The sequence below is a fragment of the Bailinhaonella thermotolerans genome (assembly GCF_003594875.1).
Lineage (GTDB): Bacteria > Actinomycetota > Actinomycetes > Streptosporangiales > Streptosporangiaceae > Bailinhaonella > Bailinhaonella thermotolerans.
Genome location: NZ_QZEY01000004.1, coordinates 173,266 through 187,238, shown reverse-complemented (window position 1 = coordinate 187,238; position 13,973 = coordinate 173,266). Strand labels below are relative to the sequence as shown.

Sequence of the window (13,973 nt, the reverse complement as noted above, 5' to 3'; positions counted from 1 at the left end):
GTCAGTCCAGCCTCCTCAGCCAGATCGCGTTGTAGCGGGGGGCCTCCTCGGGCCCGCCGACCTCCACGCTCACCGGGAAGAAGTCCTTCGCCCTCAGCTCCTCGACCCGCTCCTCGTAGGCGCCGGCGTCCATGCCCGTGTACTCGTACCAGCCCGACGGCGGGACCTTCCACCAGATCGAGGTGTAGTGCGACGACGCCGACCGCGTGACCTGGCGCGGCCGGAAGCCCTCCTTCGTCAGCCGGGCGAAGTCCTCGCCGTGCTCCTCCTGGGTGCGGTGGATCCGCGACGTCCAGTCCAGCCCGCGCTCGTTCGTGAGCCACGTCCCCGCGAACCTGGGGTCGTCGGCCGTGCCGTACGCCGTGGCGTGGACGAGGATGTGCCCGTCCGCGCCCAGCTCGGCGTTGCGGCGCTCGAACTGGGCGCGCGTCATGCCGGAGTACACGTAGTTGGAGGCGCCCCCCTTCTCCATGACTCCCGCGAAGACCGCCGACTCCGCCGGTCCCGTCGCGGAGATGAGCGTCAGGCCGTACCCCTCGTCCCACTTCCGCTTGAGGAAGGCGTCGAACTCGGCGAAGTCCAGCCCCTCGAACATGACGAAGTCGGTGTCCGTGTCGTTCCGGTGCCACACCGCGGTGTAGTGCTCGCCCGCGGAGACACTGAGCGAGATCGGCCGCATCCCCCGGGCCCGCAGGCGCTCCGCCCGCTCGGCGTGGGTCGCGCGGTCCACCAGGTGGTACGCCTCCACCGGCCCGATCCGGAGGTCCGGCGCGATCGCCCCGGCGGGCACGCCGTTCCCCGCCGGCTCCCGCTCGGCGGGCCCGGGATCGGGCGTCGCCGGCTCGCTGTGGGGGGTCCCCGGCCCGGCCCCCGGCGTCGTCACCTCCGCGCGCGCGGTGCTCGTGACGCCGGCCGCGCTGGCCCCGGGCCGCCCGCCGCCCGGCCACCAGATCCCCGCCGCCGCTCCCCCGGCGACCACCGCCGCCGCCGCGACCGCCCCCAGCACCGCGCGCCGCCGCGAGGCCGCGGCCGTACGGCGGGGCGGCGCGGGCGTGGCCGTACGGCGGGGCGGCGGCGCGGGTGCGGCGGGGGCTCCCGTCCCCGGGATCGGCCCGGTCGGCGGGGCGTGCGGGGCCCCGGCCGCGCGGCTGCCCGCCCGCATCGCCCCGACCGCGTCCAGGCCGCCGCCGACGAGCCCGAGCAGCAGGCCGAGCGCCGGGGGCCGGGCGGCGGGGTCCTTGGAGAGCGCGGCGGCGACGAGCGGGCGCAGGCTCGCGGGCAGGCCGCCGAGGTCGGGCTCGGCGGTCAGCACCCGGTTCATGACCGCCGGGAGCGCCTGCCCGTCGAACGCGTGCCCGCCCGTGGCGGCGAACACCATGACCGCGCCCCAGGCGAACACGTCCGCGGGCGGCCCCGCCCGCTCGCCCGCGTAGACCTCGGGCGCGATGTACTGCGGCGTGCCGATCATCATCCCGCTCGGCGTCAGCGTCATCTCGTCCGACCGCGCGATCCCGAAGTCGATCAGGCGCGGCCCGTCGGGGCCCAGCAGCACGTTGTCGGGCTTGAAGTCGCGGTGCACGATGCCCGCCCCGTGGATCGCCGTCAGCGCCGTGGCCGTCCCGGTGGCCAGCCGCAGCAGCGCGTCCTCGCCGAACGGCCCCGAGGTCTCCACGGCCTCCCGCAGGCTGGGCCCGTCGACGTACTCGCTGACGATGTACGGCCTGCGGGCGTCCACCTCGGCGCGCAGGACCCGGGCGGCGCAGTACGGCAGGACCTTGGCGGCCGCCGTCACCTCCTTGGCGAACCGCGCCCGCAGGCCCGGGTCGGCCGCCGCCGCCTCGTGCAGCACCTTGATCGCCACCCGGCCGCCCCGCGCGTCCTCCCCCAGGTAGACCACGCCCTGCCCGCCGCTGCCGATCCGCCCGACCAGGCGGTGGCCGCCGATCGAGGGCGGATCCTCGGGCGTGAGGGGGCGGATTCGGGGCATACGCACTCCAAGATCGTCGAAGCCCCGATCCTAGGGACCGCGACGCCCCCGATCCAGGCGTCGCGGGGGGAAGCCGCGTTCCGCGCGCTCAGAAGGAACCGTGGCGGCCCGCTCCGCCCGCGAACCGGGTGGCGCCCTCGACCGCCTCGCCGAGCACCGGGAGGGCGCGCTCCAGTTCCCGCGCCATCGCCCCCTCCTCGGGCAGGCCCTCCTGCTCCAGCGCGGACAGCCGGTCGGCCCGCAGGCACGCCTGCGGGAACCGCGCGATCTCCGCCGCCAGCAGCTCCGCCTCCTCCCGCGCCTTCCCCGGCGGCACGACCCGGTTCGCCAGCCCGATCTCATACGCCTCGCGCGCGCCCACCGGGCGCCCGGTGAGGATCATGTCCATCGCCCGGCCCGTCCCGACCAGGCGCGGCAGCCGTACCGTCCCGCCGTCGACCAGCGGCACGCCCCAGCGCCGGCAGAAGACGCCGAACACCGCGTCCTCCTCGGCCACCCGCAGGTCGCACCAGAGCGCCAGTTCCAGCCCGCCCGCCACGGCGTACCCGCTGACCGCCGCGATCACCGGCTTGCCCAGCCGCAGCCGGGTCGGCCCCATCGGCCCGTCACCGCCGGGCGCCACCCGGTTGCCGCGCCCGTCCGCGATGGCCTTGAGGTCGGCGCCCGAGCAGAACGTCCCGCCCTCGCCCCACAGCACCGCCACCGAGGCCCCGGGGTCCGCGTCGAACTCCCGGAACGCCTCCGCCAGCGCCTCGGCCGCCGGGCCGTCCACCGCGTTCCGCACCTCCGGCCGCGCCAGCACGACCGTCGTCACGGCCCCGTCCCGCTCCACGCGAACGCTCACGCGTCTCCTCCCATCACTCGCCCGCCCTCGCGCCGATCATGCACTCTCCATCGCACCCCGTCACGGGCGCGGCCGAAGAAGATCGGCTCGCGGGCGGCCCGCCGTACGGCCGGGCCTCCCATGAGCCGTACGGCGGGCCGCCGCGCGAGCCGTACAGGGGGCCGCGCGCCGTGCAGGGGGCCGCCCGCGGGTCGTACGGTCACTCCGTGGTCAGGGCGCCGTCGTACAGGTCCTTGAACCTCTCCAGGTCCTCGGCCGGGGCGCCGATCGCCTGGAGCGGGTCGCGCGCGGCGAGGCGGGACCCGGCGTACAGGCGCGCGACCAGGGCCTTGCGGTCGCCGCCCAGCTCGCGGCGCTCCCAGCCGGCCTGCTCCAGCAGCAGCGCCCCGCCGTACACGTCGGCCATCGCCTGCGCGAGCGGGAACAGCCGCGCCTCGGCGGTCACCGGGTCGAGCCCGCGCCAGCGCCCGATCGCCGTCTCCAGGTCCCCGATCCGCGCCGCGACCAGCTCGGCCGTGGCGTCGTCGCCGGGCGGGGCCTGGTCCACGGCGGCCCGGAGCCGGGCGAGGAACGGCTCGTGGGCCTCCTCCCTGAGCATGGCGCGGCGCACGTCCAGGCAGAGGATGTTGTCGCCGCCCTCCCAGATGGGGTTGACCTGCGCGTCCCGCAGCAGCCGCGCGACCGGCCACTGCTCGATGTAGCCGTTGCCGCCGTGCACCTCGATCGCGTCGCTCGCCGCGGTCACGCCCAGGCGCGCCGCCCGCAGCTTGGCCAGCGGCGCGTTCAGCCGCAGCCTCGGCCCGCCGTACCCGTCGAAGACCATGGCCTGCGCCGCCTCGACCTCGACGATCATCTCGGCGAGCTTGCGGCGCATCAGCGGCTGCTCGATCAGCGGAGCGCCGAACGCCTCGCGCGCCCCGGCGTACAGCAGCGACTCGACCAGCCCGCGCCGGGCGCAGCCGAGGCCCATCGAGGCGATCGCCAGCCGCGCCCCGTTGGTCAGCTCCATCATCCGGCCGAGGCCCCTGCCGTCGTGCCGCTCCCCGTCCCGGGGCGGCGGGGCCAGCAGGAACGCCTCCGCGTCGGTGAACTCGATCTCCGCGGACGCGACCGCCTTGGTGCCCAGCTTGTCCTTGAGCCTGCGGATACGCACGCCGTTGCGGGATCCGTCGCGCTTCTCCCAGAGCACGAGGTACGGCGCCACGCCGCGCACGCCGTCCGGGGCGCCCTCGGCCTTGGCCAGCACGACGAACGCCGAGCCGTTGGCGTTGGAGGCGAACCACTTGAAGCCGTTCAGCCGCCAGGCGTCCCCGTCGGGCGTCGCGGTCGCCTCCATCGCCGCCAGGTCCGAGCCGCCGGTGCGCTCGGTGAACATCTGGGCGGCCTCGCCGGAGAAGAAGCCGTTCGCGAAGATCTCCCGGACCCGCTCCTTGACGTCCTCGGGCGCGAACATCTCCACCATGGCGACGACCATGTCCCCGCCCGTGCCGAGCGCGCAGGTCATCCCGATCTCGGCCTGGTTGAGCAGGTAGAACCAGGTACCTCCGAGCACGGCCGGGTCCGCCCCGGCGTCCTGGGCCGCCTTGACGAACTCCGGCCCGAGCAGGCTGTGCCGGATCAGGTCCCGGCGGGACGCCTCGAACGTCTCCGGCATGACCACGCGGCTGATGTCGCGCCCCCACCGGTCGTACTTCTCCAGCCGCGGCGGGTTGCGGTCGGTCTCCTCGGCGCGCTCGGCGATCGGCCCGCCCATGAGCGCCCCGGCCCGGTCGAGGTACGGCTCCGCCCAGCTCAGCGCCTCCGGCGAGAGGCGGCTGCGGAGGATGAACCGGAGGGAGGGGTCGCAGCGATACCAGTTGAGGCCCACCGCCCCCTGGTAACGCTCGGTAGCGTAGCGGCGTGCCTTGTCCGCGTCCGAGAAGGGAAGCCTGTCCGTGGGCTCGATGAGATATCCCGCCATGGCCCGGATGTTACGCTTCATCTACACGTGATGGAAGACCGTAACACCCTGGGGTTGCGCCCGCTGACCGCCCGGTCGATCGTGCTCAGCACCCTGCTCGGCACCCACCCGGCGCGGCTGCCCGTGCGCGCCCTGATCCGCGCGGGCGAGCTGTTCGGCGTGGCCGAGGGCACGATCCGCGTCGCGCTGTCGCGCATGGTCGCGGCCGGCGACCTGGCCCAGGACGGCGGCCGCTACCAGCTCACCGCGCGCCTCCTGGACCGCCAGGCCCGCCAGGACGAGAGCCGCGCCCCGCGCACCCGCCCCTGGGACGGCTCCTGGGAGACGTGCGTGATCACCGCCGAGCGCCGGCCCGCCCCCGAGCGCGCCGCGCTCCGCCAGGCCATGACCGCCCACCGCCTCGCCGAGCTGCGCGAGGGCGTCTGGCTCCGCCCCGCCAACCTCGACCGCCCCCTCCCCGCGGCGATCACCTCGCGATGCCTGCTGCTCGGCGCCCGCCCCTCGGGCGACCCGGCGCGGCTGGCGGCGGACCTGTGGGACCTCGGCGGCTGGGCCGGCCGCGCCCGCGCCCTGGTCACCGCCCTGGACCGGGCGTCCGGGCTGGCCGAGGGCTTCATGGTCTCGGCCGCCGTGCTCCGCCACCTGCTGGCCGACCCCCTCCTGCCCCCTGAGCTGGCCCCGCCCGGCTGGCCCGGCGAAGCCCTGCGCGCCCGCTACGACGACTTCGACAGGACGTACCGGACCTTGCTCCACGCCCATCTCACCGGGAGTCCCGAGCCCGTCCCGTTCGTTGACGGGGCATGAGGGTGCCCCGCATGTCCGACCTGGAGAACCGCCTCCGCCGCCTCACCCGCCGCCTGCCGCACGCCACGGCGTCCGCGCGGCCCGGCCGGGGGCCGTACGGCACGGCGATCCACCCCGGAGACAGGGTGGCCGGCCCCGCCGGAGCGGCGGACGGGCTGCCCCGGGTCGCCAGGCGCGCGAAGGGCTGCCTGGTCTCCTTCCTCGCGGCGCTGGGCGTCCTGGCCCTCATCGTCGTCCTGGCCGTGGCCTGCGGCTCCAGCGACCCCGAGGCCACCTCCACGGCCCCCGCCAAGCGGGTCCCCAAGGTCACCGGCAAGCGCCTGGCCGAGGCCATGGAGATCCTCACGGCGGCCGGCTTCCGCGACATCAAGCCCCGCGACGCCGCCGGTGAGAGCCGCATCATCGTCAACCAGACCAACTGGGTCGTCACGGAGCAGGAACCGGCCGCGGGCACCCGCCGCAAGATCGACCTGCCCATCACGCTCCGCGTCCGCAAGCCCAGCGACGGCGCGACGAACCGCCCCGTGGTCAAGGGTGTGATCCCCAAGGTCACCTGCCTGGACCTGCAAACCGCCCAGAACCGCCTCCAGGAGGCCGGCTACACCAACCTCGTCTCCAAGGACGGCACCGGCAAGGACCGCCAGCAGGTCATAGACCGCAACTGGATAGTCACCGCCCAATCCCCCAAACCCGGCACCACCCCCGCCAAGGACAAACAGATCACCCTGACCGCCATCAAGTTCGGCGAAAAAACCAAACGCTGCAAAACCTGACCCCGCCCCGGCTCGCCGTCCACCGTGCAAACCCCCCGCCAACGGCACCTTGCATCGCGAAGTGGCCCACCCGCCGCTCGATTCGCCTCCGCCCCGGACCTCCTGCTACAGTTCACGAGTCGCAAGCGCCGCTAGCTCAGTTGGTTAGAGCAGCTGACTCTTAATCAGCGGGTCCGGGGTTCGAGTCCCTGGCGGCGCACAGCACACCGACCAGCGCGTTCCCTTCGGGAGCGCGCTGGTCGCGTTTGCGGGTGGTTTCCGGCGCGTGGGCCCGGCCCCGCCGTGTCAGGAAGCCGCCGTCGTCGGGCGTACCGCCTGTGATCATCCCGGCGGCTCGGTCCGGGGTCTCATCACTCTCTCCCTCCCGACCCGGTGATCGGCTCCTCGTCTCCTGGGGCTTGACCTTGTCGTCCGGGGATTTTGTGGGTCGACATTGTTGATCTAAGTGGGATAGAAAGCCACGATCGGGTTGCCTGGGTGGCGGGCGCTGGGCGTCCGGGACGGAGGGTCGTGGCCGCTTCGACGCAGCGGGCCGGGGGGCTGCTGCCGCTGACGGGGGAGGATCCGCGGCGGATCGGGCCCTACCGGGTGGTGGGGCGGCTCGGGGCGGGCGGGATGGGGGTGGTGCTCGCCGGGGTCGACGATCGCGGAGTGCGGGCGGCGGTCAAGGTGGTGCACGCGCACTTCGCGGCCGACCCGGAGTTCCGGGCGCGGTTCGCGCGGGAGATATCCGTGCTCACGCGGGTCGAGGGGCACTGCACGGCGCGGGTCCTCGGGTCCGACGCCGGCGCGGAACGGCCCTGGCTCGCCACCGAGTACGTGCCCGGGCCGACCCTGGACGAGCGGGTCCGTGAGGAGGGCCCGCTTCGCGGGGACGAGCTGTTCGGGCTCGCGGGCGGGCTCGCCGAGGCGCTCGTGGCCGTGCACGCCGCCGGGGTGGTGCACCGGGACGTCAAGCCGTCCAACGTGATCCTCTCCCCCGGCGGCCCCAGACTCGTGGACTTCGGCATCGCCAGGGCGGTGGACGCGAGCGTGATGACCCGCACCGGGGCGGTCGTGGGCTCGCCGGGGTGGATCAGTCCCGAGGAGTACGGCGACGCCCCGGCGGGACCGCCCGCCGACGTGTACGGCTGGGCCCTGCTCGTGGTCTACGCCGCCGCGGGCGCCGCGCCGTACGGCGTCGCGCGCCCGGAGGTCCTGGCGCTCCGGGTCATGAACATGCCGGTGGACACCTCGGCGGTGCCGGATGCCCTCCGCGACCTGGTCGGCCGGGCGCTGTCGAAGGACCCTCTCGCCCGGCCCTCCTCACGGGAGGTCCTGGAGACCGTCGCCGACGCGTGGCGCCGCTCCCACGGCGACCCGGCCGGGGGCGCGACGGCGGGCCAGGACGTGACCACCCGTATCGAGCGCACCTGGGCCGCCCCGGCGGAGCCCGCGCCCTGGCCCGCGAGCCCGCCGTCCCGTCTCCGCGGGGGGCTCCTCACCGCGACCCCGCCGCCCCGTCTCCGCCGCGGGCTCCTCACCGCGGCCGCCGCGGCGCTCGCCCTCGCCGGGGTCGTCGCCGCCGTGGCCCTCCGCGACGGCCCGGACCGGCGGTCGTCCCTCGCGACCGGCGCTCCGGTCCCCTCGGCGGGATCGCCCTCCGACGGCGCCGCGGCCCGTCCGCCCGAGCCCGCCTCGACCGGCCCGTCGCCCGCTACGACCGGCCCGTCGCCCGCCCAGCCCGGGCCCCCGGTCACGGCGACCGAGCTCTCCGCCGCGATCGACCTGGCGCTGGAGGCCGCGCCGGCGGCGACGTTCGGCTTCGAGGGCGGGTTCACGCAGAGCTCGGCCGGGGCCAAGGCGACCGGCCGCCTCATGAACCACGACACCCAGGACGACCTCGACATGCAGATCGCGAGCGTCGAGGGCGAGCGGGAACGGTACGTGGTCCTCAAGGGGTACTCCGTCTACCGGAAGACGCCGGGCGCGAAGGCGGCCGACATCACCGCCCTGAAGCCCGCGAGCAAGGACTGGTTCGCGCTGATGGTCGCCGGCATGGCCGGGCCCTCGACGATCCGCGACGTCGTGGCGAAGGCCACCCGGGTGAAGCGCGAGGGCCGCACCTACACGGGGACCCTCGCGCCCAAGGACACGGCCGGGAACATGCGGCGGCTGCTCGTCTCCTGGGCCGGCGAGCTCGGCGGGCCCGACGACCGGTCGTACCTCACGTTCAGCCTGACCCTCGACTCCCGCGACCGGCCGGCCAGGTTCCGCGTGTCGTGGTACGTCCCGGTGCCGGGCGAGGCGGGGATCTTCAGGTCCGACTTCACCACCGTCTACCGGGACTGGACCGCGTCCCACCGGATCGTCGAGCCCTGACCCGGGCCGCCACGGCCGCGCGAGACCCCGGCGGTCCGGGATCGTCCGTAAGCTAGGCGGGTGGATCTGGCGCTCACTCTGCTCGATGGCGTGCGCTGGCGGGGTGGGCGCGTGGTCGGGGAGCGGGCGCGGACCCTGCTGGCGGTGCTCGCGCTGCACGGGCCCGCCGGGGCGAGCGACGAGCGGCTGGTCGAGGAACTGTGGCACGACGAGCCGCCGGCCAACCCCACGAAGGCGCTCCAGGTCGTGGTCTCGCGCACCCGGGCGGCCACCGGCGCCGACGCCGTGGTGCGGACGGCCCGGGGATACCGGCTGGGACTGGCCGAGGACCAGGTCGATCTGTGGCTGCTCGGCGCGCTGGTACGGCAGGCGCGCGACGCGCTGGGCGAGGGCGATTCCGGCCTGGCGCGCCGCCGGGCCGAGGAGGCGCTGCGGCTCGTGCCCGCCGGGGCGGAGGACGCCCCGGAAGCGCCGGACGGGCCGCACGCCGTGGCCGCCGAGCACGCCGCCGGGCACGCCGCGGCGGCGCGGCGGGTGCTGGGGCTCGCGCTCGGGAGCGAGGGCGAGCACGAGGCGGCGCTGCCGCTGCTGGAGGAGGCCGTGGCCGCGCGGCCGCGCGACGAGGAGACGGTCGTCCGCCTGCTGCGGAGCGAGGCCGCGGTGCGGGGCGCCGCCGCCGCGCTGGAGCGGTACGAACGCTACCGTGCCGGCCTGGCCGAGGACCTCGGGGCCGATCCCGGCCCCGAACTCGCGCGCGTGCACGCCGAGTTGCTGGTCGCCGACCGGCCGGTGCGGGAGGGCGTCCTGTACGACGGGTCGTCGCTGCTCGGCCGGGACGAGGACGTCCGCGCGGTGAGGGCCCTGATGCAGTCCGCCCGGGTGGTCTCCATCGTCGGGCCCGGTGGGCTGGGGAAGACGCGGCTGGCCCATGTCGTGGGCAGGCGCGCGCCGCAGCCCGTCGTCCACTTCGTCGAGCTCGTCGGCGTCTCCTCGCCCGAGGGGGTGATCGGCGAGGTGGGGTCGGCGCTCGGCGTGCGGGACTCCGTCAGCGCCCGCCGTACCCTCACCCCCGAGCAGCGCGCCGACATCCGGTCCCGGATCGCGCGGCAGCTCGACCAGGTCCCGGCGCTGCTGATCCTGGACAACTGCGAGCACGTGATCGGCGCGGTCGCCGACCTGGTCGCCTTCGTGACCGCGACGACCAGGGACGCCCGGGTGCTCACCACCTCGCGGGCTCCCCTGTCGATCCCCGCCGAGCGGGTGTACCCCCTCGGGGAGCTGAGCCCGGCCGACGCGGTGGAGCTGTTCCGCCAGCGGGCCACCGCCGCCCGCCCCGGCGCCCGGATCGACGAGGGCGTGGCCGCCGAGATCGTCTCGCGGCTCGACGGGCTGCCGCTCGCGATCGAGCTGGCCGCGGCCAAGGTCCGGGTGATGTCGGCCGAGGAGATCAACCGGCGCCTGGCCGACCGGTTCACGCTGCTGCGCGGCGGCAACCGCACCGCCCCCGACCGGCACCGGACGCTGCTCGCCGTGATCGACTGGTCCTGGAACCTGCTGGAGGAGCCCGCCCGGCGGGCCCTGCGGTGGCTGTCCCTGTTCGGCGACGGCTTCACGCTGGAGGCCGCCGAGCGGGTGCTCGGGCCCGACGCCCTGCCCGCCGTGCACGCCCTGGCCGAGCAGTCCCTGCTGAGCGTCCGCGAGACGCCGTACGGCCTGCGCTATCGGATGCTGGAGACCGTCCGGGAGTTCGGCCGGCTGCGGCTGCGGGAGGCCGGGGAGGAGGACGCGGCGCGGGCCGCGGTGCGGGCCTGGGCGACGGAGTACGCCGCGGAGAACGCCGCCGTCCTGTTCGGGCCCGATCAGTTCGCGGCGGTCGACGCGCTGCGGGCCGAGGACGGCAACCTGGCCGACCTGCTCCGCCAGGCGCTCGCCGGGGCCGACCCGGAGACGGCGGTGCGGCTCATGGCGGGCCTCGGCGGGCTGTGGTCGGTCCGCGGGGACCACGCGCGGATCCTCGCGCTGCGGGAGGGGTTCGCCCGGGTGGTCGCCGGGTGGCGTCCGCCGCCGGAGCTGGAGGAGGCGGCCCGGGTCGCCCTGCTGATCGTGATCATGAACAACGTGACGATCGGCGACAACAGCGATGATCTCCTGCGCGGCCTGCTCCGTGACCTGCCCATCCGTGAGACGACCGACCCCCGCCTCGCCGGCCTCGCCCAGGTGGTGCTCACGATCGACCCGTCCGGGCGCGGCGGCGGGCACGAGCGGCTGGAGGAGCTGGCCGGGAGCGCCGACCGCGACGTGGCGCTGATGGCGACGCTGAGCAGCGCCAGCGTCCTGGAGAACGCGGGGGACATGGCCGCCGCCGTCGCGGCGGCCGAACGCGGCCTGGAGATCGTCCGCGAGGACGACGGGCCGTGGATGTCCGCGACGCTGCACACCATCCTCTCCCAGCTCGCCATACGGCTCGGGGACCACGCGCGGGCGGTCCGGCACGCGCGCGCCGCCCTGCCGACCCTGAGCCGGATCGGGGCCACGGACGACGAGACCCAGATCCGCTCGGTGCTGCTGTTCGCCGCGCTCGCCGCCGGGGACCAGGAGGCCGCGGAGGCCGAGCTCGCCGAGATCATCAAGCTCAGCGACAGCCCCCTGCTCAGCGGCCTGACGATCCTCCCGCTGTGCGCGGCCGAGCTCGCCCTCGCCCGCGGCGACACGGCCGCCGCGCTCGCGGAGTTCCGCCAGGGCGTGCGGCGGGCGCGGGAGTTGCGGCTGCCCGGCGTGCCGGCGACGGACTACAACCCGTGGGTGGTCATGGCGGAGGCGGTGGCGCTGACGGCGCACGCCCACCACGGGGGCCCGCGGGACCTCGCGCCCGGTGAGGAGCTGTTCCGGCTGGCCGTGACCGCGCGCCTCAAGGCGCTGCTGTCCGTCGAGAACCCCTACCTCGACTACCCGGTGTGCGGCACCGCGCTCTTCGCGGTCGGATCCTGGAGTCTGCTGCGGGGGGCGTGGGACCCGCGCGACGCCGTACGGCTGCTGGTGCTGGCGGAGAGGTTCGCCTACAACCGCAGCACGCCGGTCATGGCCTTCGAGCGGATCGAGCCGTACGCCGAGGCGGCCGCGCCCGGGGTGATCGCCGCCGTGCGGGCCGAGTACGGCGACCGCCGGCCCCCCGACCTGCTCGGCGAGGCGCGCGACCTCGCCGAGAGGCTTTCCCGCGAGTACCGGGAACCCGCGGAGCGGCGGGAACACCGGGAGGAACGGGAGCACGGCGGACGACAGGGCGGACGGGACTGAACGGTCGGGGCGGGCGAGCCCGCCGGCGCGGCCCTCACATGTGGCGCTTGTAGCCGCGCACCGACAGGGGCGCGAAGATCGCGATGACGACCAGGCAGGCCAGGACCGTCCAGGCCACCTCGGTGCTGACGACCGCGTGGTTGGCCAGGTCGCGGGTGGCGGTGACCAGGTGCGAGACCGGGTTGATCCGCACGAACGCGGCGAGCGGGTCCGGCAGCGTCGTGACCGGGACGAACGCGTTGGACAGGAACGTCAGCGGGAACAGGATCAGCATCGACATGCCCATCACCGCCTGGGCGCTCCGGGCGATCGTGCCGATCCAGGTGAAGGCCCAGGCCAGCGACCAGCCGGTGAACACCGCCAGGAGGATCGCGGCGAGCACGCCGCCCGCGCCTCCGCCGGGGCGGTACCCGATCAGCAGGCCCATCCCGAAGGTCAGGACCGCCGCGATCGAGTAGCGCAGCAGGTCGGCCACCATCGGCCCGGCGAGCGGCGCGATCCGCGCGATCGGCAGGGACTTGAAGCGGTCGAACACCCCCTTCTCCATGTCCTCGCGGAGCTGCGTCCCGGTCGCCATGCAGGTGGTCAGGACGGTCTGCGCGAGGATGCCCGGGATCATCTGCGGCAGATAGCTCTGCACGTCGCCGGCGATCGCGCCGCCGAAGATGAAGGCGAACATCGCGGTGAACAGGATGGGCTGGAACGTCACGTCGAAGAACTGCTCCGGCTGGCGCCGCATCTTCTTGACGGCGCGCCAGGCCATCGCCATCGTCTGGCCGACGGTCTCGCCCACGGACACGTGCCGCCGGGCGTTCGCCACCCGCTCGGCCGCCCGCACGGTCTCCCGCGTGCTCTCGCGCGCGTTCTCCGGGGCGTTCTCCCGTGCGGACGCGGTCATGGTGCTCATCGGTTCTCCTCCGTCACGGTCTCGTCGTCCTCGCCGGTCCCGTGACCGGTGAGCGCGAGGAACACTTCGTCCAGGCTGGGCTTGGCCACGCTCACCGACGCGATCGACAGCCCGGCGTTCCGCAGCGCGATCAGCACGTCGGCGGCCAGGTCGGCCTGGTCGAGGGCGACGTTGAGCCGGCCCCGCTCCGGGCTGAGCACCGGCTCGGCGCCCACGGCCCGCCGTACGATCTCGGCGGCGGCCGGCACCTGGGCCGGGTCGGCGAGCAGGAGCTGGAGGGTGGAGTTCCCGACGGCGGTCTTGAGCTCGTCGGGGGTCCCCTCGGCCACCTTGCGGCCGTGGTCGATGACGGCGATCCGGTCGGCGAGCTGGTCGGCCTCGTCGAGGTACTGCGTGGTCAGCAGCACGGTGCACCCGTCGGCGACCAGGTCGCGGGTCGTGTCCCACATCTGCCCGCGGGTGCGCGGGTCGAGGCCGGTCGTCGGCTCGTCCAGGAAGATCAGCGGCGGCTTGGTGATCAGGCTCGCGGCCAGGTCGAGACGGCGCCGCATGCCGCCGGAGAACTGCGAGATGGGCTTGTTGGCGGCGTCCTCCAGGCCGAACCGCTCCAGCAGGTCGGCGGCGACCCGGCGGGCGCGCGGGGAGGCGATCCCCTGGAGCCGCCCGAAGAGCCAGAGGTTCTCGCGGGCGGTCAGGTTCTCGTCGACCGAGGCGTACTGCCCGGTGACGCCCACGAGCTGCCGGATGACGTGCGGGTTCTCCGCCACGTCCACCCCGAAGATCTCGGCGCGGCCCGCGTCGATCCGGAGCAGCGTGGCCAGCATCCGCAACGTCGTCGTCTTCCCGGCGCCGTTGGGCCCGAGGACGCCGAAGATCTCCCCCGGCCGCACGGCCAGATCGACCCCGTCCACGGCCCGGTGGTCGCCGAACGTCTTGACCAGCCCGTCGGCCCGGACCGCGAGGTCGTCCCCGGAGGAGAGTCCCCGCGCGCCCCCGGCACGGGCGAGTTCAGTGATACTCATGCCGCCACTGTGACCCGCCCC

At 75.2% G+C, this 13,973-nt stretch carries 9 protein-coding genes and 1 tRNA gene; 5 read left to right on the top strand and 5 right to left on the bottom strand.

Annotated elements, in window-relative coordinates:
- Position 1 precedes the first annotated feature (1 nt).
- The 3 genes from D5H75_RS13385 to D5H75_RS13375 all read right to left on the bottom strand — a co-directional run bounded on the left by D5H75_RS13385 (position 2) and on the right by D5H75_RS13375 (position 4,791).
- Positions 2-1,987 carry a protein kinase domain-containing protein gene (locus D5H75_RS13385; protein ID WP_119926761.1) on the bottom strand — a complete coding sequence of 662 codons (1,986 nt, stop codon included), beginning with the start codon at positions 1,985-1,987 and terminating at the stop codon, positions 2-4.
- A gap of 88 nt (positions 1,988-2,075) precedes the next feature.
- The gene (locus tag D5H75_RS13380; protein ID WP_119926760.1) at positions 2,076-2,831 is read right to left on the bottom strand and encodes a crotonase/enoyl-CoA hydratase family protein; all 756 of its coding nucleotides are present in this window, start codon (positions 2,829-2,831) and stop codon (positions 2,076-2,078) included.
- A gap of 199 nt (positions 2,832-3,030) precedes the next feature.
- Positions 3,031-4,791, bottom strand: coding sequence for an acyl-CoA dehydrogenase family protein (locus D5H75_RS13375; RefSeq protein WP_119926759.1), 1,761 nt, complete (start codon positions 4,789-4,791; stop codon positions 3,031-3,033).
- A 30-nt stretch (positions 4,792-4,821) separates the two neighbouring features.
- Here D5H75_RS13375 and D5H75_RS44070 point away from each other — a divergent pair, with 30 nt between their 5' ends.
- The 5 genes from D5H75_RS44070 to D5H75_RS13350 all read left to right on the top strand — a co-directional run bounded on the left by D5H75_RS44070 (position 4,822) and on the right by D5H75_RS13350 (position 12,023).
- Positions 4,822-5,595 carry a PaaX family transcriptional regulator C-terminal domain-containing protein gene (locus tag D5H75_RS44070; RefSeq protein WP_119926758.1) on the top strand — a complete coding sequence of 258 codons (774 nt, stop codon included), beginning with the start codon at positions 4,822-4,824 and terminating at the stop codon, positions 5,593-5,595.
- A gap of 11 nt (positions 5,596-5,606) precedes the next feature.
- On the top strand, positions 5,607-6,368 hold the full coding sequence (locus tag D5H75_RS13365; RefSeq protein ID WP_202638116.1) for a PASTA domain-containing protein: 762 nt from the start codon (positions 5,607-5,609) through the stop codon (positions 6,366-6,368).
- A gap of 125 nt (positions 6,369-6,493) precedes the next feature.
- Positions 6,494-6,567, top strand: a tRNA-Lys gene (locus D5H75_RS13360).
- Positions 6,568-6,878: 311 nt separating this feature from the next.
- Positions 6,879-8,729: a serine/threonine-protein kinase gene (locus tag D5H75_RS13355; protein ID WP_119926756.1), complete on the top strand. Its 1,851-nt coding sequence runs from the start codon at positions 6,879-6,881 to the stop codon at positions 8,727-8,729.
- A gap of 60 nt (positions 8,730-8,789) precedes the next feature.
- Entirely contained in the window at positions 8,790-12,023 is a 3,234-nt protein-coding gene (locus tag D5H75_RS13350) for an ATP-binding protein (RefSeq protein WP_119926755.1), read from the top strand.
- A 34-nt stretch (positions 12,024-12,057) separates the two neighbouring features.
- Here D5H75_RS13350 and D5H75_RS13345 read toward each other — a convergent pair whose 3' ends face one another.
- Together D5H75_RS13345 and D5H75_RS13340 are read right to left on the bottom strand one after the other, a co-directional pair.
- Entirely contained in the window at positions 12,058-12,930 is an 873-nt protein-coding gene (locus D5H75_RS13345; RefSeq protein WP_202638115.1) for an ABC transporter permease, read from the bottom strand.
- A complete protein-coding gene (locus D5H75_RS13340) occupies positions 12,927-13,952 on the bottom strand; it encodes an ATP-binding cassette domain-containing protein (RefSeq protein ID WP_119926754.1) in 1,026 nt (341 codons plus the stop codon). The genes D5H75_RS13345 and D5H75_RS13340 overlap by 4 nt, the downstream gene beginning before the upstream one ends.
- Positions 13,953-13,973 lie beyond the last annotated feature (21 nt).

Coding starts and splice junctions, on each gene's coding strand:
- D5H75_RS13385 (WP_119926761.1), bottom strand. CDS start 1,987: ATGCCCCGAATCCGCCCCCTCACGCCCGAGGATCCGCCCTCGATCGGC.
- D5H75_RS13375 (WP_119926759.1), bottom strand. CDS start 4,791: ATGGCGGGATATCTCATCGAGCCCACGGACAGGCTTCCCTTCTCGGAC.
- D5H75_RS44070 (WP_119926758.1), top strand. CDS start 4,822: ATGGAAGACCGTAACACCCTGGGGTTGCGCCCGCTGACCGCCCGGTCG.
- D5H75_RS13365 (WP_202638116.1), top strand. CDS start 5,607: ATGTCCGACCTGGAGAACCGCCTCCGCCGCCTCACCCGCCGCCTGCCG.
- D5H75_RS13345 (WP_202638115.1), bottom strand. CDS start 12,930: ATGAGCACCATGACCGCGTCCGCACGGGAGAACGCCCCGGAGAACGCG.
- D5H75_RS13340 (WP_119926754.1), bottom strand. CDS start 13,952: ATGAGTATCACTGAACTCGCCCGTGCCGGGGGCGCGCGGGGACTCTCC.